This is a genomic window from Streptomyces sp. NPDC045470 (genome assembly GCF_040646595.1).
Lineage (GTDB): Bacteria > Actinomycetota > Actinomycetes > Streptomycetales > Streptomycetaceae > Streptomyces.
The window spans coordinates 47147-70853 of sequence record NZ_JBEZAN010000010.1 but is presented as its reverse complement, the minus strand read 5'-3'; the positions used below and the strand labels follow the sequence as shown (position 1 = coordinate 70853).

Genomic DNA, 23707 nt, shown 5'->3' with positions numbered 1-23707 from the left:
CCGATGTCTGCGTCATTATGGCCACGGAAGCACGGCCCCGGGAGCCCCCCGGCGGGCCGTCGGCCGAAGCCGGTGGCGGGTGAACTCCCGGGCCGCGTAAGGACAGTGCGGTCCGCGGCCCGGAAGCCACCGTCGTACTCAGGCGGCCCGGACGAGCGCCTCCGCCTCGGCCGCCACGGCCGCCTCGTCCAGCGTCGTCAGCCGCCGGTCGCGCATCAGCACCCGGCCGTCGACGACGGTGTCCCGGACGTCACCTGCCCGCGCCGAGTACGCCAGCGTCGACCACGGGTCGTGCCGGGGCGCCAGGTGCGTACCGCCGAGGTCGAGCACCGCCAGGTCCGCGCGCTTGCCCACCTCCAGCGAGCCGAGCTGCCCGCCCAGCCCCAGGGCCCGCGCCCCCTCGATCGTCGCCATGCGTACGGCCTGCTCGGCGCCGACCGCCGTGGGGTCGCCGCCCGCCTTGTGCACCAGTGCCGCCATCCCCAACGCGCCCACCATGTCGAGGGAGTTGGAGCTGACCGCGCCGTCCGTGCCGAGTCCGACCCGGACGCCCTGCCGCAGCAGCTCCGGGACCGGGGCGACACCACTGCCCAGCTTGAGGTTGGAGACCGGGCAGTGCGCGACGCCCGTACCGGTCGCGGCCAGCGCGGCGATCTCGGTGGCGGTCAGCTCGACCGCGTGCGCGAGCAGCGTGTCCGGGCCCAGCAGCCCCAGGGACTCCAGCAGTTCGACGGGGCGTTTGCCGTGCCGCTCACGCACCGTCGCCACCTCGTTGGCGTTCTCCGCGGCGTGCAGGTGCAGCAGCGCGCCGTGCTCCCTGGCCAGCGCCGCGATGTCCTTGAGCTGCGCGGTGTCCAGCGTGTAGGCGCTGTGCGCGAAGACCACCGGGCGGGTGCCGGGGGAGGGGGCGCGGCCGTCGAGGTGCCCGCGCGCCCACGCCATCCGGTTCCCGTACGGCATCCGGTCGGGCGGCCCCGGCACGTCCATGAACGTCGGGCCGGACAGCAGCCGCCAGCCGGCGTCCCGCGCCGCCCGTTCGGCCGCCTCGTGGAACCAGTACATGTCCAGGGCGGTGGTCACCCCGCCCCGTACGCTCTCCGCGACGGCCAGCCGCAGGCCCGCGGTCACCGCCTCCGGGGACAGCAGCGCGTTCTCCCGCGGCACCACCCGCCCCAGGAAGCCCTGGAGGTCCAGGTCGTCGGCGTGGCCGCGCAGCAGCGTCATCGCCAGGTGGGTGTGGGTGTTGACGAGCCCGGGAAGGACCAGGCAGCCGGTGGCGTCGATCTCTTCCGCCGCGCGGTGCGAGGCGCGCAGTTCGGCGGCCGGGCCCACCGCGACGATCTCCCCGCCCCGTACGGCCACCGCGCCGTCGGCCAGCACCGTGCCCGCCGCGTCGACGGTGAGCACCGTACCGCCGTGCACCAGCAGATCGGCCGCCGCCGGGACGCCCCCGGCCGCCTCCGTGTTCCGTACCGCGCTCACCGGGCCTCCTCCGCCAGCGTCCGCAGGGCCTCCAGCGCGACGACGGAGCCGCGCGCCACGCCCTCGGCGACGGCGTCCCGGTGCGGGTCGTACCCGCCGGTGGCCGCCTCGTCCACCAGCTCGTCCGCGTTCACCCCGTCGATCACCAGGACCGCGCCGGCCGTCAGCCCGCGCAGCCCCGCGGTCACCAGCAGCGCGGACACCTCCATCTCGATCGCCGCCACGCCCGCCGCGGTGTACGCCGCCACCGGCAGCGGCAGCAGCCCCGGCTGGAACGCCGCACGGGTCCACACCACCCCCCGGTGGTACGGCGCCCCGGCCCGCGCCGCCGCCCCGGCGAGCGCCAGCACCGCTTCCGGCGCCGCCACGGCCGGGTACTCCGGCGGCACCAACTGCTGCGTCACCCCGTCGTCCCGCACCGCCGCCTCGGCGATCACCAGGTCGCCGTCGCCGATCCCCGGCCGGACCGCGCCCGCCGTACCGAGGCGTACGAAGGTCCGTACGCCCGCGTCGGCCAGCTCCTGGAACAGCAGCACCGCGCCGGGCGCGCCCACGCCGTGCGAGGCGACGACCACCGGCAGCCCCTGCCAGGTGCCGGTGAACGTCCGGTACTCGCGGTGGTACGCGATCTCCGCGGCGTCGTCGAGCAGCTCGGCGACAGCGGCGGCACGGGCCGGGTCGCCGACCACGACGGCCTGCGGCGGCAGCCCGCCGCGCGGCAGGCGGGCGATGGGGGACAACTCTGGGGACACGGGTCGGCTCCAAGGGCTCGGCGCACGGGACAATGCGCACGGGACGGCGGTCGCCCCCCAACCTACGGGCCCGCCCCGGCGCACCCGCAACGCGGTCCCGCCCGGCCGCCTCATCCCCGCCCGGCCGCCACCTCCAACTCCAGCAGCCACTGCACGACTTCGGCGTGGTGCCGGGCCTGGAGCAGGTCCGTTCCCCACACGTACAGGCCGTGCCCCGCGACGACCACGGCGGGCATCCGCGGCTCCCTGGCCTCCTCCAGACGGTCCCCGAGCACGTCCATGTCCTGGCTGTTGGCGATGACCGGCAGCCGTACCGCCGCCCCATCGGCGGGCAGGCCGAGCCCCTTGAGCATCTCCAGGTCCCGGAAGACGATGCCACCGGGCCGCCGCCGGCCCATCGCCACGGCGGCGACCGTGTGGACGTGCACGACCGCGCCCGCCCCGGTCAGCCGTACCACGCGGGCGTGCAGTCCGGCCTCGGCGGACGGCTTCCCGGCCCCGGCCGACGTGCCCGCCGTCCCCGCGACGGCGGCGCCCCGGCCGTCGACCAGCACCACGTCGTCCGCGATCAGCTCGCCCTTGTCCCGCCCGCTCGCGGTCACCGCGAGTCGCAGCGGATCGCGCGCCAGCACGACCGACAGGTTGCCGGACGTGCCGCGCATCCAGCCGAACGCGGCGAACCGCGCGGCCTCGGCGGCCAGCCGGGCCCCGGCCCGTCGCACCTCGTCGGCGCCGACGACCGGCACGTCCGGCGCCGCCGCCGCTGCCCCGGCTCCCGTACGGATCTCCAGCTCCGCGAAGGACGCCACCTCGGGATGATCGCCCACCCCGCTCTCGTAGTACGGCTCGCCCGGCCGCCGCACCCCGGCCGTGTGCCAGCCCGCGGCCTGCGCCGCGTCCAGCTCCCCGGGCCGGTCGGACAGGAACAGCACCCGCCCCGGCGCGGCCCCCAGGTCCGCGGTGATCGCCTCGTACGACGCGGCCACCAGCTTGGGCCCGGCGTTCTCCGTGTCGTAGAACTGCCCGGTCAGCGGCCGCAGATCGCCCTCCGGACTGTGCCCGAACCACGCCCGCTGCGCCGCCACCGACCCCGACGAGTACACGTGCAGCCGTACGCCCGCCGCGTGCCACTCGCGCAGCCGGGGCAGCACGTCGGGGTAGAAGTGCGAGACCAGCTCCCCGCTCGCGAAGCCCTCGGCCCACACGATGCCCTGGAGGGTCTTCAGGGGCGTGGCCTTGCGGTCCTCGTCCAGCCACGCGCCGAGCGCCCGCTCGATCCGGGCCGCGTCGGCGGCCGGCTCGTCCAGCAGCGCCCGTATCTGCCCGACGGCCCGCCGTACCTCGGGTTCCGCGGCCCGCTCGGTCAGCAGCCGCCGGAACCGCTTGCGCGCATACGGATACAGCTCGCCGACGACGAAACCCGTCGCGCTCGTGGTGCCCTCGATGTCGAGCACCACATGGTCCACGTCGAACGTGCGGGTCACGCCGTACTCCGTTCCGCCCGGCCGGCCGTGAGCGTGTCGAAGTCCGGGAACCGCAGCGCGATGTCGTCGCCCGTGAACGTGCCGACCCAGCCGTCCTCCTCGTGGAAGAAGCGGAGGGCCGTGAAGGACGGGCGGGTGCCCATGTCGAACCAGTGGGTGGTGCCCCGCGGCACGCCCAGCAGGTCGCCCTCCTCGCACAGCACGGCATGCACCTCGCCGCCCGCGTGCAGGTAGAACACCCCGGACCCGGCGACGAAGAACCGCACCTCGTCGTCGTCCTCGTGGGTGTGCTCGGCGAGGAACTTCTCCCGCGCCGCCTTCGCCCTGTCCGGCCACGCCGGGTCGTCGCAGGGGTGCAGGGACGCCACGTCCACCGTCACGAACCCCTCCTCGGCGGTCAGCGTGCCGATCTCCGCCCGGTACGCCGCGAGGACGGCCGCGGGCTCCGCGTCCGGCGCCACGTCCGTACGCACCGGCCACTGCTCGTACCGCACCCCGATCGGCGCCAGCGCCGCGGCGATCTCCGCGGGCTCGGCGGTGCGCCGCAGCACGGTCTCCGGGCCGCTCTCCGGCCACGTGGTCAGCAAGGTCATGAGGCTCTCCAAGGTCGGTGACGGGGCTGGAGAAACACGGACACGGGGCGCGGGAGCGACCGGGTCCTGTCTGGCGATGCTAGTGCGGGGGTCAGGGACCGGAACCGGTACGACCGTCCGCGAACGGAACCGGTACGGGCCTCCGCGTACCGGACCCCGTCGCTATGGCGCCGCCGTTGCCCTGCCCGGCGCGACCCGCCCGCCACGTGTGCGATCTCCGCCCGGCGGGTACCTCAGGGAGCCGGAAGCGCGAAGACAAAACCGACAGGAGGCGAAGAGCGCAGGTCATGGACGCATGGGACGTGATCGTCGTCGGCGCGGGCTCGGCCGGAGGCGTACTGGCCGACCGGCTCACCGAGGACCCCGGACGGTCCGTACTGCTGCTGGAGGCGGGCCCCGACCACGGCAGCTCGCCCGACGGCCTGCCCGACGACGTGGCCACCAGCCCCGCCGCCACGCACAGCCACGACTGGGGGTACGTGAGCGAGCCCGGCGCCCTCGGCCGCACCGTCGCGCTGCCCCGCGGCAAGCTCGTCGGCGGTTCCTCGGCGATCAACTCCGCGATCGCCCTGCGCGGGCACCCGCAGGACTACGACGCCTGGGCCGCCCAGGGGAACGACGGCTGGTCGTTCGCGGAGTTCCTGCCCAGCCTGCGCCGCGTCGAACGCGACCTGGACGCCGGGCCGCCCTGGCACGGCACCGACGGCCCCGTCCCCGTACGGCGGTACGGCAAGGACGAGACGAACCGGTGGCAGCGCGCCTTCCACCACGCCTGCACCGCCCTCGGGCACCCGCCCGTCGCCGACCACAACGCCCCCGGCGCACGCGGCGTCGGCCCGGTCCCGGTCAACCGGATCGGCGGCGTCCGGCAGAGCACCGCCCTCACCTACCTAGCCCGGGCCCGCGACCGGGACAACCTCACCGTGCGCGGCGACATCCTCGTCGACCGGGTCGTCCTGCGCGACGGCCGGGCGGTGGGCGTCCAACTGGCCGACCCGGCCCGTACGGTGCTGCCCGCCCGCCGGGTCGTGCTCGCCGCCGGCGCCTACGGCAGCCCGCCGGTCCTGCTGCGCTCCGGCATCGGCCCGGCGGACCACCTGCACGACCTCGGCATCCCCGTGACGGCCGACCTGCCCGGCGTGGGGGAGGACCTGCGCGACCACCCCGCCGTCACCCTCACGTACGCCACCGGCGCCGCACCGCCCGGCCCACGCGACCCGGTGCTGCAAACCTTCCTGACCTGCGACCTCAGCGGCGGCGACGGCCCGCCCGACCTCCAGGTCTTCCCCTCGGGCCCCGAGACGGACGAGGACGGGGCGACGGTGCTCACCTTCTGGGTGGCGCTGCTGCGGCCGTCCTCCCGCGGCCGGCTGTGGCTGCGCTCCACCGACCCCCGTGACGCCCCGCGCATCGACGTCGGCTTCCTGCGCGACCCGGAGGACACCCGCCGCATGCTGACGGGTATGCGGCTGGCCCGCTCCCTCACCCGTACCGCGCCCCTGTCCGGGCTGCTCCGTGAGGAGCGCGCGCCGGGCCCCGCCGTCACCACCGACGCACACCTGGCCGAAGCGCTGCGGCAGACCGTCAGCGGCTACCAGCACGCTGCCGGGACCTGCCGGATGGGCCCGGCCGCGGACCCCGGCGCGGTGGTCTCCGCGACCGGTGCCGTGCACGGAGTCGAAGCCCTGCACGTCATCGACGCCTCCGTGATGCCGACGCTGCCCGCCGCCAACACCAACCTCACCGCCATGGCCGTCGCCGAGCACTGCGTGCGGGGACTCTGAGCTTCCGGCACGCCGAAGGGCGGCCCCCGGAAGGGGACCGCCCTCAGGACGACAGGGGAGCCGGCGGGTCAGCCGCGCTGCTCCAGTATCGACTTGGTCCGGGCGCGGACGTCCTCCGTGTCCAGGCCGCGGATGGTCAGCGTCGTGCGGCGGCGCAGCACGTCGTCGACCGTCTCCGCCCACTCGTGGTCACGGGCGTAGACGACCTGGGCCCAGATCTCCGGCGCGTCCGGGTGGATGCGCTCGGCCAGGGCCGCGTCCTCGTTGGCCAGCCGCGCGATGTCGAAGGACAGCGAACCGTAGTGGGTGGCCAGGTGGCGGGCGGTCTCCGGCGCCATGCGCGGGCCGGGGACCGAGCCGTCGACCAGCAGGCGGTGAGCGACCGCGTTGGGGTTGGCGATACCCGGCAGCGGCAGCTTCTTCGGCAGGTGCGCGATCGGCTCCATGTCCTCGGCCAGCGGCTGGCCGGGCAGCGCCGCCAGCTTGTTCATGACCGTACGGCCGATGTGGCGGAAGGTGGTCCACTTGCCGCCCGCGACGGAGAGCATGCCGCCCGCGCCCTCGGTGACGACGGTCTCGCGCTTGGCCTTGGAGGTGTCGCCGGGGCCGCCCGGCAGCACCCGCAGGCCCGCGAAGGAGTACGTGATCAGGTCACGCGAGAGCTGCTGGTCGCGGACGGAGAAGGCCGCCTCGTCCAGGATCTGCGCGGTGTCCTTCTCGGTGACGCGGACGTCCGCCGGGTCGCCCTCGAACTCCTCGTCGGTGGTACCGAGCAGCAGCATGTCCTCCCAGGGGAGGGCGAAGGTGATGCGGTACTTGTCGATCGGGGTCGCCAGCGCGGCCTTCCAGGGGGAGGTGCGCTTGAGGACCAGGTGCGCGCCCTTGGACAGGCGGATGGAGGGCGCCGCGTTCGGGTTCTCCATCTTGCGCAGGTGGTCGACCCACGGACCGGTCGCGTTCAGGACCAGGCGCGCGTTGACACCGAACTCGGTGCCGTCGGTGCCGTCCTTCAGCTCGGCACCGGTGACCCGGCCCTGGGTGAAGCGCAGGCCGGTGACCTCGGCGTGGTTGAGGACCGTGGCGCCGGCCTCGACGGCCGCGCGGACCGTCATCAGGGCCATCCGCGCGTCGTTCATCTGGTCGTCGCCGTACACCGCGACGGCCTTGAGGTTGTCCGTCCGCAGCTCCGGCACGTCGCGCTGGGCCTTGGACGGGCTGATGACGTGACCGACACCGTCACCGAAGGCGGACAGCGCGGAGTAGGCGAAGACGCCCGCGCCGAGCTTGGCCGCGCCGTGCGGGCCGCCCTTGTAGACCGGCAGGTAGAAGGTCAACGGGTTGGCGAGGTGGGGGGCCACCTCACGCGAGACCGCACGGCGCTCGAAGTGGTTCTCCGCCACCAGCTTGACCGCGCCGGTCTGCAGGTAGCGCAGACCGCCGTGGAGCAGCTTGGAGGAGGCGGAGGAGGTGGCGCCGGCGAAGTCGCCGGCGTCCACCAGCGCAACCCGCAGCCCCGACTGCGCGGCGTGCCAGGCGGTGGAGATGCCCAGGATGCCGCCGCCGATCACCAGGAGGTCGTACGTCGCCTTGGAAAGCTGCTCCCGGGTCTCGGCGCGGCTCTGGGTGGAACCGTCGGCCGGGTGCGTCCCGAGGGCCGGGACGCTCTGCAGGGTGCTCATGATTACTCCTCGTCCTCGATCCAGCCCATGGTCCGCTCGACGGCCTTGAGCCAGCTCTTGTACTCGCGGTCGCGGGTCTCCGCGTCCATGCGGGGGGTCCACTCGGCGGCCCGGCGCCAGTTGGCGCGCAGCGCGTCGGTGTCCGGCCAGAAGCCGACGGCCAGTCCGGCGGCGTAGGCGGCGCCGAGGCAGGTCGTCTCGGCCACCATCGGGCGCACCACGGGGGCGTCCAGGAAGTCCGAGATGGTCTGCATCAGCAGGTTGTTGGAGGTCATTCCGCCGTCGACCTTCAGCGCGGTCAGGTCGACGCCGGAGTCCTTGGTCATGGCGTCGGTGATCTCGCGGGTCTGCCAGGCGGTGGCCTCGAGGACGGCGCGGGCGATGTGTGCCTTGGTGACGTAGCGGGTCAGGCCCGCGATCACGCCGCGCGCGTCCGAGCGCCAGTAGGGGGCGAACAGGCCGGAGAACGCCGGGACGAAGTACGCGCCGCCGTTGTCCTCGACGGTGCTGGCCAGCGTCTCGATCTCGGCGGCCGAGTTGATCAGGCCCATCTGGTCGCGCATCCACTGCACCAGCGAACCGGTGACGGCGATCGAGCCCTCCAGGGCGTACACCGGCGGCTCGTCGCCGATGCGGTAGCCGACCGTGGTCAGCAGCCCGTTGTAGGAGTTGACGGGCTCGTCACCGGTGTTCATCAGCATGAAGGTGCCGGTGCCGTACGTGGACTTGGCCTCGCCCTTGTCGTAGCAGGTCTGGCCGAACAGCGCGGCCTGCTGGTCGCCCAGTGCCGAGGCGACCGGTACGCCGGCCAGCGCGCCCGCGGCGGCGGTGCCGTACACCTCGGCCGACGAGCGGATCTCCGGCAGCACCGCGGCCGGGATGTCGATGGAGTGCAGGATCTTCTCGTCCCACTCCAGCCGGCGCAGGTTCATCAGCAGGGTGCGCGAGGCGTTGGTGACGTCGGTGACGTGCACGCCGCCCTGGGCGCCGCCGGTCAGGTTCCAGATGACCCAGGAGTCCATGGTGCCGAAGAGGATGTCCCCGGCCTCGGCGCGCTCGCGCAGGCCCTCGACGTTGTCCAGCAGCCAGCGGATCTTCGGGGCGGCGAAGTACGAGGCCAGCGGCAGGCCGGTCTCGCGGCGGAAGCGGTCCTTGCCGACGTTGCGGCCCAGCTCGCGGCAGAGCCCGTCGGTACGGGTGTCCTGCCAGACGATGGCGTTGTGGACCGGCTCGCCGGTGTTCTTGTCCCACATCAGCGTGGTCTCGCGCTGATTGGTGATGCCGATGGCCTTGACGTCCTTGGCGGTGATGCCGGCCTTGTCGACGGCACCGGCCACGACCTGCTGGACGTTGGCCCAGATCTCCTTGGCGTCGTGCTCGACCCACCCCGGCTTGGGGAAGATCTGTTCGTGCTCCTTCTGGTCGACCGAGACGATCCGGCCGTCCTTGTCGAACACGATGCAGCGGCTGGACGTGGTGCCCTGGTCGATGGCCGCGATGAATGGGCCGTGGCCGTGCGAGGCGGTGCTGTGGTTGTCGCTCATGGTGTGTGTGCTCCAAAAATCTTCGGTCGGGCGGCGCGGCTCAGGCGAACGCGAGGTTGTAGATACCACCGGCGATCGCGCCGCCGATCAGCGGACCGGCGACCGGGATCCAGGCGTATCCCCAGTCCGACCCGCCCTTGTTCGGCAGCGGAAGCAGCGAGTGGACGATACGCGGACCGAGGTCGCGAACCGGGTTGATCGCGTAGCCGGTCGGGCCGCCCAGCGACAGACCGATGCCGACGACCACGAACGCGGTCAGCAGTGCGCCGATGACGCCGACGCCCTTGCCGTCGTCACTGAGGCCCTGCGTGAGGATCGCCAGCACGAGCACGATGGTGGCGATGACCTCCGTGGTCAGGTTCTGCACCGCGTTGCGGATCTCGGGTCCGGTGGAGAAGACCCCGAGAACCGGGCCGGCCTTGGGGGCCGCCGCCTTGTCGACCATGCCTTCCTGCCCGCTCTGCTCGCCCACGATCTCCGGGTCGGTCAGATGGGCCCGGAAGTGGCCGTAGTAAGCGAGCCACACGAGCACCGCGCCGATCATGGCGCCGAGCAGCTGTCCGGCGAAGTACACCGGTACGTCGCCCCACGGCGTGCCGCCCTTGACGGCCAGTCCCACGGTGACCGCCGGGTTGAGGTGCGCGCCGGACTTCGACGCGATGTACGCGCCGGTCAGTACGGCGAAACCCCACCCGAAGGCGATGGCCACCCATCCCGCTTCGAATGCCTTCGAGCGCTTCAGCGTGACGGCGGCGCAGACGCCACCGCCCAGCAGGATCAGAACAGCGGTACCGATGGTCTCGCTGATGAAGATGTCGGAGCTGGACACCCGCGACTCCTTTGTCCTTCGTCCAGGGGAAGGCGGACCCCGGGTCCCTCCGAGGTCCGCGCCCTCCGAGAGGGCGTTGGTCGGCCTCCGGCACTGTCCACCATAACCAATATTGTCGTTTGGTGTTCGACAATGCCGACCGACGAACGGCAGTTTTCTTCACACGTAGCAGCCCGTCAAGGGTTCTGTGACTGAAAACTTAGGTGAACATATGGGATGGAAGGGGTCAGAATCGCCCTGCGCCGAGGTCCCGGGACACCGCCCGTGCGCAATCCCGCACGGCGGCGACGATTTCCGGCCGCAGCTCACCCGGCTCGCCGTCCCGGCAGACCCGCTCCACCGCACCCGTCACGCCCACCGCGCCCACCGGCATCCGCCGCCGGTCGTGGATGGGCGCGGCCACCGACGCCACGCCCTCCCAGGTCTCCTCCACGTCGGCCGCCCAGCCGCGGGCCCGGGTGAGGTCCAGCACACCCTCCAGGTCCTCCAGCGCGGTCACCGTGCGCGGCGTGAACGCCTGCCGCTCGGCCTCCGCCGCCTCACTGTGCGCCACCGGGTCGTACGCCGTCAGCACCTTGCCCAGCGCCGTGCTGTGCAGCGGGTGCATCGCGCCGACCTCCAGCACCTGACGGCTGTCGTCGGGCCGGAAGACGTGGTGCACGATCAGCACGCCCTGCTGGTGCAGCACCCCCAGGTAGACGCTCTCGCCGCTGGAGCGCGCCAGGTCGTCCGTCCACACGAGCGCCCGGGCGCGCAGCTCGTGCACGTCCAGATAGCTGTTGCCGAGCCGCAGCAGCTCCGCGCCCAGCTGGTAGCGGCCGGACGCCGGGTCCTGCTCGACGAAGCCCTCCTGCTGGAGGGTGCGCAGGATGCCGTGCGCGGTGCCCTTGGCCAGGCCCAGCGCGGACGAGATGTCGGAGAGGCCCAGCCGCCGCTCACCGCCGGCCAGCAGGCGCAGCATCGCGGCGGCACGTTCCAGTGACTGGATGTTCCGTGCCATCGGGCAACCTCCGGTGAAGCGGTGAAGCGGGTGACATGGTGCGGTGTACGGCAGCGCGATCGGCCCAGGAGGGCGGTTCGGCAATGCTGAACGATATCGGTGAATGCCGACCCTGTGGCAGTCGACCGACCCCTGTCAATGATCTTGACCAGGTCCCGCACCGCCTCCCGCACGGCTCCCGGGGGCCCCGGCTGCCGCGCGGCCCCCGTACGACTTGCGGGAGTCCAAGCCCTGGGACACCCGGGCCACCGGCAGCCACGCCCGCTACCCTGACCGGGTGCGCCTTCTACCGGAAGACGCAAAGCCGACAGCCGTCGCAACCAGGGGAGCACCTCCATGGCCTCGTACACGCCATCGTCCACCAGCACATCCCGCACCACGGCACTCCGCGAGGCCCTCGCCTCCCGCGTGGTGGTGGCCGACGGGGCGATGGGCACGATGCTCCAGGCACAGGACCCGTCGATGGAGGACTTCCAGCAGCTGGAGGGCTGCAACGAGATCCTGAACATCACCCGTCCGGACATCGTCCGTTCGGTCCACGAGGAGTACTTCGCGGTCGGTGTCGACTGCGTCGAGACCAACACCTTCGGCGCCAACCACGCCGCGCTCGCCGAGTACGACATCCCCGAGCGGGTCTACGAACTGTCCGAGTCGGGCGCCCGCATCGCCCGCGAGGTCGCCGACGAGTTCACCGCCTCGACCGGGCAGCAGCGCTGGGTGCTCGGCTCCATGGGCCCCGGCACCAAGCTGCCCACCCTCGGCCACGTCGACTACGCCACCCTGCGCGACGCCTACCAGCAGAACGCCGAAGGCATGATCGCCGGCGGCGCCGACGCGCTGCTCGTCGAGACCACCCAGGACCTGCTCCAGACCAAGGCCGCCGTCCTCGGCGCCCGCCGCGCCCTGGAGGCCACCGGCACCGACCTGCCGGTGATCTGCTCGGTGACCGTCGAGACCACCGGCACCATGCTGCTCGGCTCGGAGATCGGCGCCGCGCTGACCGCGCTGGAGCCGCTCGGCATCGACATGATCGGCCTGAACTGCGCCACCGGCCCCGCCGAGATGAGCGAGCACCTGCGCTACCTCGCGCGCAACGCCCGCGTCCCGCTGTCCTGCATGCCGAACGCCGGTCTGCCCGTCCTCGGCAAGGACGGCGCCCACTACCCGCTGTCCCCGGGCGAGCTGGCCGACGCCCAGGAGACCTTCGTCGGCGAGTACGGGCTCTCGCTCGTCGGCGGCTGCTGCGGTACGACGCCGGAGCACCTGCGCCAGGTCGTCGAGCGGGTACGGGGCCTGGCCCCCACCGAGCGCAGCCCGCGCCCCGAGCCGGGCGCCGCCTCCCTGTACCAGACCGTCCCGTTCCGCCAGGACACCTCGTACCTGGCCATCGGTGAGCGCACCAACGCCAACGGCTCCAAGAAGTTCCGCGAGGCCATGCTGGACGGCCGCTGGGACGACTGCGTGGAGATGGCCCGCGACCAGATCCGCGAGGGCGCCCACCTGCTCGACCTGTGCGTGGACTACGTCGGCCGGGACGGCGTCGCCGACATGCGGGAGCTGGCCGGCCGCTTCGCCACCGCCTCCACCCTGCCCATCGTGCTGGACTCCACCGAGGTACCGGTGATCCAGGCGGGCCTGGAGAAGCTCGGCGGCCGCGCGGTCATCAACTCCGTCAACTACGAGGACGGCGACGGCCCCGAGTCGCGGTTCGCCAGGGTCGCCGCGCTGGCCCGGGAGCACGGCGCCGCCCTGATGGCGCTGACCATCGACGAGGAGGGCCAGGCCCGTACCGTCGAGAACAAGGTCGCCATCGCCGAGCGCATCATCGAGGACCTGACGTCCAACTGGGGCATCCGCGAGTCGGACATCCTCATCGACTGCCTGACCTTCACCATCTGCACCGGCCAGGAGGAGTCCCGCAAGGACGGCGTCAACACCATCGAGGCGATCCGCGAGCTGAAGCGGCGTCACCCCGACGTGCAGACCACGCTGGGCCTGTCCAACATCTCCTTCGGCCTCAACCCGGCCGCCCGTATCGTGCTCAACTCCGTCTTCCTCGACGAGTGCGTCAAGGCCGGACTGGACTCCGCGATCGTGCACGCCTCCAAGATCCTGCCGATCGCACGCCTGGAGGAGGAGCAGGTCAAGGTCGCCCTCGACCTGATCTACGACCGGCGCGAGGAGGGCTACGACCCGCTCCAGAAGCTCCTGGAGCTGTTCGAGGGCGCCACCGCCAAGTCGCTGAAGGCGGGCAAGGCCGAGGAACTGCTCGCGCTGCCCCTGGAGGAGCGGCTGCGGCGCCGCATCATCGACGGCGAGAAGAACGGCCTGGACGCCGACCTGGAAGCGGCGCTCGCCGAACGCCCGGCCCTGGACATCGTCAACGACACCCTGCTCGAAGGCATGAAGGTGGTCGGTGAGCTGTTCGGCTCCGGCCAGATGCAACTGCCGTTCGTGCTCCAGTCCGCCGAGGTCATGAAGACGGCGGTGGCCTACCTGGAGCCGCACATGGAGAAGACCGACGCCGACGGCAAGGGCACCATCGTCCTGGCGACCGTCCGCGGCGACGTGCACGACATCGGCAAGAACCTCGTCGACATCATCCTGTCCAACAACGGCTACAACGTCGTCAACCTCGGCATCAAACAGCCGGTTTCGGCCATCCTGGAAGCCGCCGAGGAACACCGGGCCGACGTCATCGGCATGTCGGGACTGCTGGTCAAATCCACGGTGATCATGAAGGAGAACCTGGAGGAGCTCAACCAGCGCAAGATGGCGGCCGACTTCCCCGTCATCCTCGGCGGCGCGGCCCTGACCCGCGCCTACGTCGAACAGGACCTGCACGAGATCTACGAGGGCGAGGTCCGCTACGCCCGCGACGCCTTCGAGGGCCTGCGCCTGATGGACGCCCTGATCGCCGTCAAGCGCGGCGTGCCCGGCGCCACCCTTCCCGAGCTCAAGCAGCGCCGCGTCCCCAAGCGCGACATCGAGATCAAGGAGCCGGAGCAGGAGGAGGGTACCGTCCGCTCCGACGTGTCCACCGACAACCCCGTGCCCACCCCGCCCTTCTGGGGCACCCGCGTCGTCAAGGGCATCCAGCTCGCCGACTACGCGTCCTGGCTGGACGAGGGCGCCCTGTTCAAGGGGCAGTGGGGCCTCAAGCAGGCCCGTACGGGTGACGGCCCCTCGTACGAGGAACTGGTCGAGTCCGAGGGACGGCCCCGGCTGCGCGGCTGGCTGGACAAGCTCCAGACCGAGAACCTCCTGGAGGCCGCCGTCGTCCACGGGTACTTCCCCTGCTACTCCAAGGGCGACGACCTGATCCTGCTCAACGAGGACGGCACCGAGCGCACCCGCTTCACCTTCCCGCGCCAGCGCCGCGGCCGGCGGCTGTGCCTGGCCGACTTCTTCCGCCCGGAGGAGTCCGGCGAGCGGGACGTGGTCGGCCTCCAGGTCGTCACCGTCGGCTCGAAGATCGGCGAGGCCACCGCCGAGCTGTTCGCCTCCGACTCCTACCGCGACTACCTGGAACTGCACGGCCTGTCCGTGCAGCTCGCCGAGGCCCTCGCCGAGTACTGGCACGCCCGCGTCCGCGCCGAGCTGGGCTTCGCGGGCGAGGACCCCGCTGACGTCGAGGACATGTTCGCGCTGAAGTACCGCGGCGCCCGCTTCTCGCTCGGCTACGGGGCCTGCCCCGACCTGGAGGACCGCGCCAAGATCGCCGACCTGCTGCGGCCGGAGCGGATCGGGGTGCAGCTCTCGGAAGAGTTCCAGCTGCACCCGGAGCAGTCCACCGACGCGATCGTCATCCACCACCCGGAGGCGAAGTACTTCAACGCGCGGTAGCAGCGGTGGTACCGGGGCCGGCGGGGCCACGGAAGTCCCCGCGGGCCACGCGCGTCTCCCCGCTCAGCCGTACACTGGTCGGTCCGGTAGAGGCCGGCCGCTCCCCCTCGCGGGAGAGCGGCCGGCCCTTTCGTCCCTCCGGGGACGCGCGAGTACGGAGGTGCACGGATGACCAGCAGCATCCCCGCGGTAGGTACCCGTACGGCCGACGGCGCCACCCTGGAGGCCGTCTTCCTCGACCTGGACGGCACCCTCGTCGACACCGAGGGCTTCTGGTGGGAGGCGGAGGCCCAGGTCTTCGCCGGACTGGGCCACGTACTGGACGACCACCACCGCCAGGTCGTCGTCGGCGGGCCGATGAAGCGCAGCGCCGCGTACCTGATCGAGGTGACCGGCGCCGACATCGGCCTGGACGAGCTGAGCGTGCTGCTCAACGCCCGGTTCGCCGAGCGCATCGCCCGCGGCGTGCCGCTGATGCCCGGCGCCCGTCGGCTGCTCGCCGAGCTGTCCGCGCACGGCGTGCCCACCGCCCTGGTCTCCGCCTCGCACCGCACCGTCATCGACCGGATGCTGCACTCCCTGGGCCCGGAGCACTTCCGCCTGACCCTGGCGGGCGACGACCTGCCCCGTACGAAGCCCCACCCGGACCCGTACCTGACCGCGGCCGCCCGGCTCGGTGTGGACCCCCGGCGCTGCGCCGTGGTGGAGGACACCGTCACCGGTGTGACGGCGGGGGAGGCGGCCGGCTGCCAGGTCGTCGCGGTGCCGTCGGTCGCCCCGATCGGCCCCGGCGCGGGCCGTACCGTCGTCGGTTCGCTGGAAGAAGTGGATCTCCCATTTCTCCGGTCGCTCATCACGGACGGCCGGTGACACGTGTACTGAGCGTGTCCCGCTGAAAACGGAAGAAACTGTAAGGAGCGGGCCGCTCATTTTCCGTGACGAATGCGGCGGCCGAATTCAGCCGGACGATCACCTCAATGGCGGAGTGACGTTTCTCACGCGCAGACCCGTCGACAGTGCGGCGTGCGGTCGTTCCAGGGGGGCTTTCTCCTGGTTTCCCTGGGGGTAAGTGTCCGGATTGATGGAGGCACGCACGGTTCGTTCCACCGTCCGGATATCGATCACCGGCCATCCGTTATCCGGGCGTGATATTCGTTCAACTCTGTTGTGTCCCGGAGGCCCTGGCAGTTCCTACTAATGTCAACGCGAGCAACACCTCTGCGCTGATAAGGAACCTGCCGACGATGAATCGCAAGACCTTGGTGCTGCCGGCTCTGGCCGGTCTGCTCGTCCCCACGCTCGCCGCCTGCGGCAGTTCGGACGGCTCCGGCGAAGGCGGCAAGCCGATCAAGGTCGGCACCACCGCCCAACTGGAGGCCACCAAGGACGCGCCCGCCCCGCTCGACCCCGCGCAGGCGTACGACGTCGACGCGTGGAACGTGCTGCGCGGAACCCTGCAGACGCTCATGCGCCTGCCCCGCAGCGGCACCGCGCCGGTCCCCGAGGCCGCCGAGTCCTGCGGATTCCGCGACACCCAGAACGAGCAGTTCCGCTGCAAACTCCGCGACGGACTGAAGTTCTCCAACGGGCACGCCCTGACGTCCAAGGACGTGAAGTTCTCCATCGACCGGATGCTGGCCATCAAGTACGACCGTGGCCCCATCTCCCTGGTGGACAACGTCGACAAGGTCGAGACGCCCAGCGACACCGAGGTGGTCTTCCACCTCAAGAAGCCGGACGCCACCTTCCCGCAGAAGCTCGCCACCCCGGCGGCGGCCATCGTCGACAGCGAGGTGTATCCGGCCAAGGGCCTCTACAAGGGCTTCGAGGTGTCCGGCTCCGGTCCGTACACCGTCAAGGTCGAGCACAGCGGAGAGCGCATCAGCAAGGCCGTCTTCACCAAGAACCCCGACTACAAGGGCGGGATCGAGGCGAAGAACTCCACCGTCGAGATGCAGTTCTTCGAGGACTCCGACGGCATGGAGAAGGCCCTGCGCAAGGGCGACATCGACCTGATGAACCGCAGCCTGACCCCCGACCAGATCAAGGGCCTGGAGAACGCCCGCGACGAGCACGTCGCCCTGACGGCCGTACCCGGCTCCGAGATCCGCTACCTGGCCTTCAACACCGACGACCCCTCGGTCTCCGACAAGGCCGTCCGCCAGGCCATGGCCCAGTTGGTCAACCGCTCCGCGCTGGTCCGCGACGTGTACTCCTACGCCGGCGACCCGCTGTACTCCCTGGTGCCCAAGGGTCTCACCGGCCACATCAACTCGTTCTTCACCAAGTACGGCAACCCGAGCGTCCCCGCCGCCCGCAAGATCCTCCAGCAGGCGCACATCAACACCCCGGTGAAGCTCACCCTCACCTACACCGCGAACCACTACGGCTCCAGCACCGCCAAGGAGTTCAGGGAACTCCAGAGCCAGCTCAACAAGAGCGGCCTGTTCGAGGTCCAGATCAAGGGCATCGACAACTGGACCCAGTTCCGCAAGGAGCAGTCCGAGGGCAAGTACGCCGCCTACGGCATGGGCTGGTTCGCCGACCTCCCCGACGCGGACAACTACATCGCGCCGTTCATCGGCAAGGGGAACTTCCTCAACTCCCCGTACCGCAACAACAAGATCGAGTCCCAGCTGATCCCCACCACCCGGCAGCAGACCGACCGCAACTCCGCCGCCGAGGGCTTCAAGCAGGCCCAGGACATCATCGCGGACGAGGTACCGATCCTCCCGCTGTGGCAGGGCAAGCAGTACGTCGCCTCCCGCGACGACATCACCGGCGCCGAGTGGGCCCTGAACTCCTCCTCGGCCCTCCAGATCTGGGAACTGGGCCGCGGCGTGAGCAGCAACTGACGACGACCTCCGGCCGGCGCCACCGCGCGCCGGCCGGCTGCCGCATCCCCGAGACGGCGCGCACCACCACAACCGATGACGGCACCCTGCCGGCACACCGACACCGGCACCCGCCGGTGCGGACACACCGCTGAACCGCCAGGACGACTGTGAGGAACACGCACGTGAGGAAACGCGACCAGTGGCTCGCCGCACCGCTGGGGGCAGGGCTCGTCGCCGCCCTGCTCAGCGGCTGCGGAACCGGCGAGGGTTCGGCCGCCGGGACCGGTGAACCCGTGGTGATGGGCATGACCGACAAGGTCGTCTCCACCGACCCGGCCGCCGGCTACGACCCGGTCTCCTGGCTGCTGTTCAACAACGTCTTCCAGTCGTTGCTGAGCTTCCCCAAGGGCAGCACCAGCCCCGAGCCCGAGGCCGCCGACTCCTGCGGCTTCGTCGAGGGCGGCAGCACCGTCTACAAGTGCACCCTCAAGGACGGCCTGAAGTTCAGCAACGGCAACAGCCTGACCTCCGAGGACGTCAAGTTCTCCTTCGACCGGATCAAGCGGATCAACGACAAGCGCGGCCCGGCCGTGATGTTCGCCGGTCTGGACAAGGTCGAGGCCCCCGACGACCGGACGGTCGTCTTCCGCCTCAAGAGCCCCGACGCGACCTTCCCCATGAAGATCGCCTCCGGTGCCGGCTCCATCGTCGACCACCGTGAGTACGCGCCCGACAAGCTGCGCACCGACAACAAGGCCGTCGGCTCCGGCGTCTACACCCTCAACGACTACGACGCCTCCTCCGAAGCCGTCTTCGGCGTCAACAGCTCGTACAAGGGCCCCGCCAAGGTCAAGAACTCCGGCATGACCATGAAGTTCTTCACCAGTCAGGACACGCTGAAGAAGGCGGTCCAGGACGGCTCCATCGACATCGCCTACCGCGGTCTGGCCATGAGGGACATCGCCTCGCTGGACCAGGCGTCCGACAGCCAGACGCAGGGCATCCAGGTCGTCGAAGGCAAGAGCGCCGAGGTCATGCACCTGGTCTTCAACATGCGCGACCCGGTGGCCGGCAAGCTCGGCGTCCGCAAGGCCGTCGCCTACCTGCTGGACCGCTCCACGCTCGTCCGCGACGTCTACAAGCGCACCGCCGAACCGCTGTACTCGATCGTCCCCGCGGGCATCACCGGCCACAACACGGCCTTCTTCTCCACCTACGGCGACCGGCCGCAGACCGACAAGGCCCTCGCCGCCCTGCGCGACGCCGGCTACAACAACAAGAAGGTCCCGCTCACCCTCTGGGCCACCCCCGTCCGCTACGGCCCCGGCACCGTCCCGGCCTTCCAGGAGATCGCCCAGCAGCTCAACGCCAGCGGCCTCTTCGACGCCAAGGTCAAGAGCGTGCCCATCGAGGAGTTCGAGCAGGGCGTGGAAGCCGGGAAGTACGGCGCCTACGTCAAGGGCTGGGTCCCCGACTACCCGGACCCCGACAACTTCACCCAGCCGTTCTTCGGCAAGGACAACGTCCTGCGCAACCACTACGACGCCAAGCGGATCACCTCGAAGCTGCTGCCCGGCACCGCCGGCCAGCCCGACCGGCAGGCGACCAAGACCGCCTTCCGCGAGGTGCAGGACATCGTCGCCGAGGAACTGCCGGTCATACCGGTGTGGCAGGGCAAGCAGTACGCCGTCGCCCGCCAGAACGTCGACGGCCTCCAGTGGACGCTGGACGCCACCACCGTCTTCCGCTTCTGGGAGCTGAAGAAGGGCTGACCGGACGGCCCGTCCGCTCCGTACGGCTACGGCCCGGCCCGCCACCGCTCCTTCGGGGAGCGGGGCGGGCCGGGCCGTTCTCGTGCTTCTCCGTGCGGCGTCGTACGCCTCTCGCCGCCTCGTGCGCCTCGTACGCGTCGCAGGGGCGCGGCCGGCGCCGGTGTGCCGGGCTACTGGGCGCCGGGGCGCACCAGCCCGCTCTCGTACGCGTACACCGCGGCCTGCACCCGGTCCCGCAGCCCCAGCTTCGTCAGCACGTGCCCGACGTGCGTCTTGACCGTCGTCTCGCTCACGAACAGGTCCGCGGCGATCTCCGCGTTCGACAGACCGCGCGCCACCAGCTTCAGCACCTCCACCTCCCGCTCGGTGAGGGTGTGCAGCGTGTCCGGCACCGGCTCCTCACCGGACGGCAGATGACCCGCGTACTTGTCCAGCAGCCGACGCGTGATGCTCGGCGCGAGCATCGCCTCGCCCGCCGCCACCACCCGGATCGCCTGCACCAGCTCCTGGGCCGGCGCGTCCTTCAGCAGAAAGCCGCTGGCCCCCGCGCGCAGCGCCTCGACCACGTACTCGTCCAGGTCGAAGGTGGTCAGCACCAGCACCTTCGCCGGGCCGTCCTTCGCCGGCCCGGTGATCTGCCGGGTCGCCTCGACCCCGTCCATCCGCGGCATCCGGATGTCCATCAGCACCACGTCGGGCTGCAGCGCCCGCACCTGCTCCAGCGCCTGCAGACCGTCCCCGGCCTCGCCGACGACCGCGAGATCCTGCTCGGCCTCCAGGATCATCCGGAAACCGGTACGCAGCAGCGGCTGGTCGTCGACCAGCAGGACGCGGATTGCCACAGGAACTCCTTCGTTAGACCAGGTCCATTCTGCCCTGCCCCGCCCCGGACACCGCCACGGGGAGAGCCCGGCCGGGCCCGGGAACCGGCAGCGGGTACGGCGGGGGAGTACCGCCGAACTCCGGGCACACCGCCTGGTGGTCGCACCACCCGCACAGCTTCGTACGGCGCGGCCGCCAGTCACCGGTCTCCGTCGCCCGCTGGATGGCGTCCCACAGTGCCAGCAGCTTGCGCTCCACGCCCCGCAGGTCCGCCTCGGTCGGGTCGTACGTCAGCACGTCACCACTGCCCAGGTACACGAGCTGCAACCGCCGCGGCACCCGGCCGCGCAGCCGCCACATGACCAGCGCGTAGAACTTCATCTGGAACAGCGGACCGTCGGCGTACTCCGGGCGGGGCGCCTTGCCGGTCTTGTAGTCGACGAGCCGCACCTCACCCGTCGGCGCCACGTCCACCCGGTCGATGAAGCCGCGCAGCCGCAGCCCCGAGTCCAGCACCGTCTCCACGTACAGCTCGCGGTCGGCGGGCTCCAGCCGCGTCGGGTCCTCCAGCGTGAACCACCGCTCCACCAGCGCCTCGGCGTCCGCCAGCCACGCCGCCAGCCGCTCGCCCGACGGATCGTCCTCGAACAGCCCGGCCAGCTCGGGACGCTTCGCCAGCAGCTTCTCCCACTCGCCCGGCACCATCGAGCGCGCACCGCCCGCCGTACGCTGCGCGGCCGGAGCGTCGAAGAGGCGCTCCAGCACCGCGTGCACCACCGTGCCGCGCGTCGCCGCGGGGCTCGGCTTCTCCGGCAGCTTGTCGATCACACGGAAGCGGTACAGCAGCGGACACTGCATGAAGTCGCCCGCCCGGGACGGGGAGAGCGAGACGGGAGGGGCGGCGGGCAGGGCTGAGGAGGGCAGGGGAGCGGGGGCGCCGGGGACCGGGTCCGTGCCGGTGCCGGCCGGGGGCGTGCCGACGGCCGTGTCGAGCCCGGCGTCGGCCTGGGGCCCGGGAGCGGGCACGGGCACGGGGGCAGGATCCGGCACGGTGACTGCGGCGGATGTCACAGCCTCGCCGGGCGCGCCGCACTCACCGGGCTCGCCGGACGCCTCGGGCGCGCCGGGCGGCCCGGGATCGCCGACCGCCCCGGGCGCGCCGGTCTGCACCGCCGCTCCGTCCGCCGGGGCCTCGCCGGACGCCTTGCCCTGTCGGCCTTGTCGGGCCTGTCCGCCTCCGCCCTGACTGCTCTGTCCGGCGTCCGCGGCGTCCGGCCCGGCCTCTTCGGTGCTCGTTCCCATGACACCCGACCCTACGGCCCGCCACTGACAGCCACCGCAACCGAGGGATCACAATGGGAGACCGAGGCAGGGTGTCGCGAAGCACTCCGCATACCATCGACGCCAGACCCCTTCGCCCTGCATGATCGACAAGCCGTACCGGACAGCACCTGGACGGACAGGAGCGAAGGCCGCAACCGACGAGGGGACGCCGTGGACGAGAGTGGGAAGTCGCAGGACCCTGAGGAGTCCGCGCACCACGGACCGCCCGACCCGCCCGGACCGTCCGACCCGGCCCGCGCCACCGGCCGTACGAGGCCGTCCGGGAACCGCCCCTCCGCGCAGCGCCCGGCCAAGGAAGGCCGGGGCAGGCGCACCGGCGGCGGCATCCTCATGGGCCGCCCCTTCGGCGTACCGGTCTACGTGGCCCCCAGCTGGTTCGTCGTCGCCGCCCTGATCACCTGGGTCTTCGGCGGCCAGCTCGAACGGATCCTGCCGGAGCTCGGCTCCGCCCGTTACCTCGTCTCGCTCTTCTTCGCCGTCGCCTTCTACGCCTCGGTGCTCGTCCACGAGCTGGCGCACACCGTCGCCGCGCTGCGCTTCAAGCTCCCCGTGCGCCGTATCCAGCTCCAGTTCTTCGGTGGTGTCTCCGAGATCGAGAAGGAGTCCGAGACGCCCGGCCGCGAGTTCGTCCTGGCCTTCGTCGGCCCGCTGCTCTCGCTGGTCCTCGCGGGCGTCTTCTACGGCGCGATGAAGGTGGTCGAGCCCGGCACCGTACCCGGTGTGCTGCTCGCCGGGCTGATGATCTCCAACCTCATCGTCGCCGTCTTCAACCTGCTGCCCGGCCTCCCGCTCGACGGCGGCCGGATGCTCCGCGCCGTCGTGTGGAAGCTCACCGGCAAGCCGATGACCGGCACCGTCGCCGCCGCCTGGGTCGGCCGCGCGCTCGCCGTCTCCGTCCTGATCGGCCTGCCGCTGCTCACCCACACCGGCGCCCTGGGCAACACCCCCACCGACCTCGGCGGCGCCGACTCGATCACCGACGCGCTGCTCGCCGCGATCCTCGCCGCGATCATCTGGACCGGCGCGGGCAACAGCCTGCGCATGGCCCGCCTGCGCGAACGCCTCCCGGACCTCCAGGCCCGCACCCTCACCCGGCGCGCCGTCCCGGTGGAGGCCGACACCCCGCTCTCCGAGGCCCTGCGCCGGGCCAACGACGCGGGCGCGCGCGCCCTGGTCGTCGTGGACCGGGTGGGCCGGCCCACCGCCGTGGTCCGCGAGACGGCCATCGTCGGCGTCCCCGAGCACCGCCGCCCCTGGGTCGCCGTCAGCGGCCTCGCCCAGGACCTCAAGGACGGGATGCGGGTCTCCGCCGAACTGGCCGGCGAGGACCTGCTGGACTACCTGCGCGCCACCCCCGCCACCGAGTACCTGGTGGTCGAGGAGACCGGCGAGATCTACGGAGTCCTGTCCACCGCCGACGTCGAACGCGCCTTCGTCGCCGCCATGGCCCGCCCGTCCTGACCGCTGCCACACGGTTCCCGCCCCGCCCGCCCGGGTAAGCCCCCGCTGGGGGGACGACCACACCCGCCCCGTAAGGCGGCCGCCCACGCCGCCCGGCCCACCCCTCCGGGCGCCGGCCCACCCCTCCGGGCGCCGGCCCACCCCCGTGCTTCGGCCCGCTTCCGGATTGCGGCTCAGGCTCCGTCCCGCCTCCGGAATCCGGCCTCGGCTTCATACCGCCTCCGGGCCCCCGGCCCCGGGCCCCGGCCCCGCCTCGCCTCCGGGCTTCGTCCCGGGCTCACTCGGTTCGGCTCGGCGGCTTGGTGACCGCCGCCTCTGGGTAAGCCCCCGCTGGGGGACGTTCGCGCTCCGCCCCGTGTGGCGGGCGGTCGCCATACGTCCCAGTCCGGCCCCGTACGGCAGGCGACTGCCCCGGGCCCCGGCCCCGCCTCCGGACTTCGTCCCGGTCCCACTCGGCCCGGCTCGGCGGCTTGGTGCC

16 protein-coding genes are annotated in these 23707 nt (G+C 71.9%); 6 read left to right on the top strand and 10 right to left on the bottom strand.

Annotated elements, in window-relative coordinates; translation table 11 throughout:
• Positions 1-138: 138 nt before the first annotated feature.
• The 4 genes from AB0A97_RS25530 to AB0A97_RS25515 form a co-directional block, all read right to left on the bottom strand.
• Positions 139-1482 carry an amidohydrolase gene (locus AB0A97_RS25530; RefSeq protein ID WP_361154130.1) on the bottom strand — a complete coding sequence of 448 codons (1344 nt, stop codon included), beginning with the start codon at positions 1480-1482 and terminating at the stop codon, positions 139-141.
• On the bottom strand, positions 1479-2234 hold the full coding sequence (locus AB0A97_RS25525) for a purine-nucleoside phosphorylase (RefSeq protein ID WP_361154127.1): 756 nt from the start codon (positions 2232-2234) through the stop codon (positions 1479-1481). The genes AB0A97_RS25530 and AB0A97_RS25525 overlap by 4 nt, the downstream gene beginning before the upstream one ends.
• 110 nt (positions 2235-2344) lie before the next feature.
• The gene (mtnC, locus tag AB0A97_RS25520) at positions 2345-3688 is read right to left on the bottom strand and encodes an acireductone synthase (protein ID WP_361154579.1); all 1344 of its coding nucleotides are present in this window, start codon (positions 3686-3688) and stop codon (positions 2345-2347) included.
• A gap of 26 nt (positions 3689-3714) precedes the next feature.
• Positions 3715-4311 (bottom strand): cupin, encoded by a 597-nt coding sequence (locus AB0A97_RS25515; protein ID WP_361154124.1) that lies wholly within the window; start codon positions 4309-4311, stop codon positions 3715-3717.
• Positions 4312-4598: 287 nt separating this feature from the next.
• Here AB0A97_RS25515 and AB0A97_RS25510 point away from each other — a divergent pair, with 287 nt between their 5' ends.
• Positions 4599-6095, top strand: coding sequence for a GMC family oxidoreductase N-terminal domain-containing protein (locus tag AB0A97_RS25510; RefSeq protein WP_361154121.1), 1497 nt, complete (start codon positions 4599-4601; stop codon positions 6093-6095).
• 68 nt (positions 6096-6163) lie between these two features.
• On the opposite strand, the gene AB0A97_RS25505 is transcribed toward AB0A97_RS25510, so the two are convergent.
• The 4 genes from AB0A97_RS25505 to AB0A97_RS25490 form a co-directional block, all read right to left on the bottom strand.
• Positions 6164-7774, bottom strand: a complete 1611-nt coding sequence (locus AB0A97_RS25505) for a glycerol-3-phosphate dehydrogenase/oxidase (protein WP_361154119.1) — start codon at positions 7772-7774, stop codon at positions 6164-6166.
• Positions 7775-7776: 2 nt separating this feature from the next.
• Complete coding sequence (gene glpK / locus AB0A97_RS25500; RefSeq protein WP_361154117.1) at positions 7777-9318, bottom strand: glycerol kinase GlpK; 1542 nt, start codon at positions 9316-9318, stop codon at positions 7777-7779.
• Positions 9319-9358: 40 nt separating this feature from the next.
• On the bottom strand, positions 9359-10147 hold the full coding sequence (locus AB0A97_RS25495; protein WP_361154114.1) for an MIP/aquaporin family protein: 789 nt from the start codon (positions 10145-10147) through the stop codon (positions 9359-9361).
• 226 nt (positions 10148-10373) lie between these two features.
• Positions 10374-11147 carry an IclR family transcriptional regulator gene (locus AB0A97_RS25490; RefSeq protein WP_030021479.1) on the bottom strand — a complete coding sequence of 258 codons (774 nt, stop codon included), beginning with the start codon at positions 11145-11147 and terminating at the stop codon, positions 10374-10376.
• Positions 11148-11483: 336 nt separating this feature from the next.
• Here AB0A97_RS25490 and metH point away from each other — a divergent pair, with 336 nt between their 5' ends.
• The 4 genes from metH to AB0A97_RS25470 all read left to right on the top strand — a co-directional run bounded on the left by metH (position 11484) and on the right by AB0A97_RS25470 (position 19602).
• Positions 11484-14993: a methionine synthase gene (gene metH, locus AB0A97_RS25485; RefSeq protein ID WP_361154111.1), complete on the top strand. Its 3510-nt coding sequence runs from the start codon at positions 11484-11486 to the stop codon at positions 14991-14993.
• Between the two features lie 168 nt (positions 14994-15161).
• A complete protein-coding gene (locus AB0A97_RS25480) occupies positions 15162-15863 on the top strand; it encodes an HAD family phosphatase (protein ID WP_361154109.1) in 702 nt (233 codons plus the stop codon).
• 374 nt (positions 15864-16237) lie between these two features.
• Positions 16238-17848, top strand: a complete 1611-nt coding sequence (locus tag AB0A97_RS25475; RefSeq protein WP_361154106.1) for an ABC transporter substrate-binding protein — start codon at positions 16238-16240, stop codon at positions 17846-17848.
• 164 nt (positions 17849-18012) lie between these two features.
• Positions 18013-19602: an ABC transporter substrate-binding protein gene (locus AB0A97_RS25470; RefSeq protein WP_361154104.1), complete on the top strand. Its 1590-nt coding sequence runs from the start codon at positions 18013-18015 to the stop codon at positions 19600-19602.
• A 170-nt stretch (positions 19603-19772) separates the two neighbouring features.
• Here AB0A97_RS25470 and AB0A97_RS25465 read toward each other — a convergent pair whose 3' ends face one another.
• Together AB0A97_RS25465 and AB0A97_RS25460 are read right to left on the bottom strand one after the other, a co-directional pair.
• Positions 19773-20444: a response regulator transcription factor gene (locus AB0A97_RS25465; protein ID WP_003981597.1), complete on the bottom strand. Its 672-nt coding sequence runs from the start codon at positions 20442-20444 to the stop codon at positions 19773-19775.
• Between the two features lie 13 nt (positions 20445-20457).
• Complete coding sequence (locus AB0A97_RS25460; RefSeq protein WP_361154576.1) at positions 20458-21348, bottom strand: PD-(D/E)XK nuclease family protein; 891 nt, start codon at positions 21346-21348, stop codon at positions 20458-20460.
• Positions 21349-21918: 570 nt separating this feature from the next.
• On the opposite strand from AB0A97_RS25460, the gene AB0A97_RS25455 reads away from it, so the two are divergent.
• On the top strand, positions 21919-23229 hold the full coding sequence (locus tag AB0A97_RS25455; protein WP_361154100.1) for a site-2 protease family protein: 1311 nt from the start codon (positions 21919-21921) through the stop codon (positions 23227-23229).
• The last annotated feature ends 478 nt before the right edge of the window (positions 23230-23707 follow it).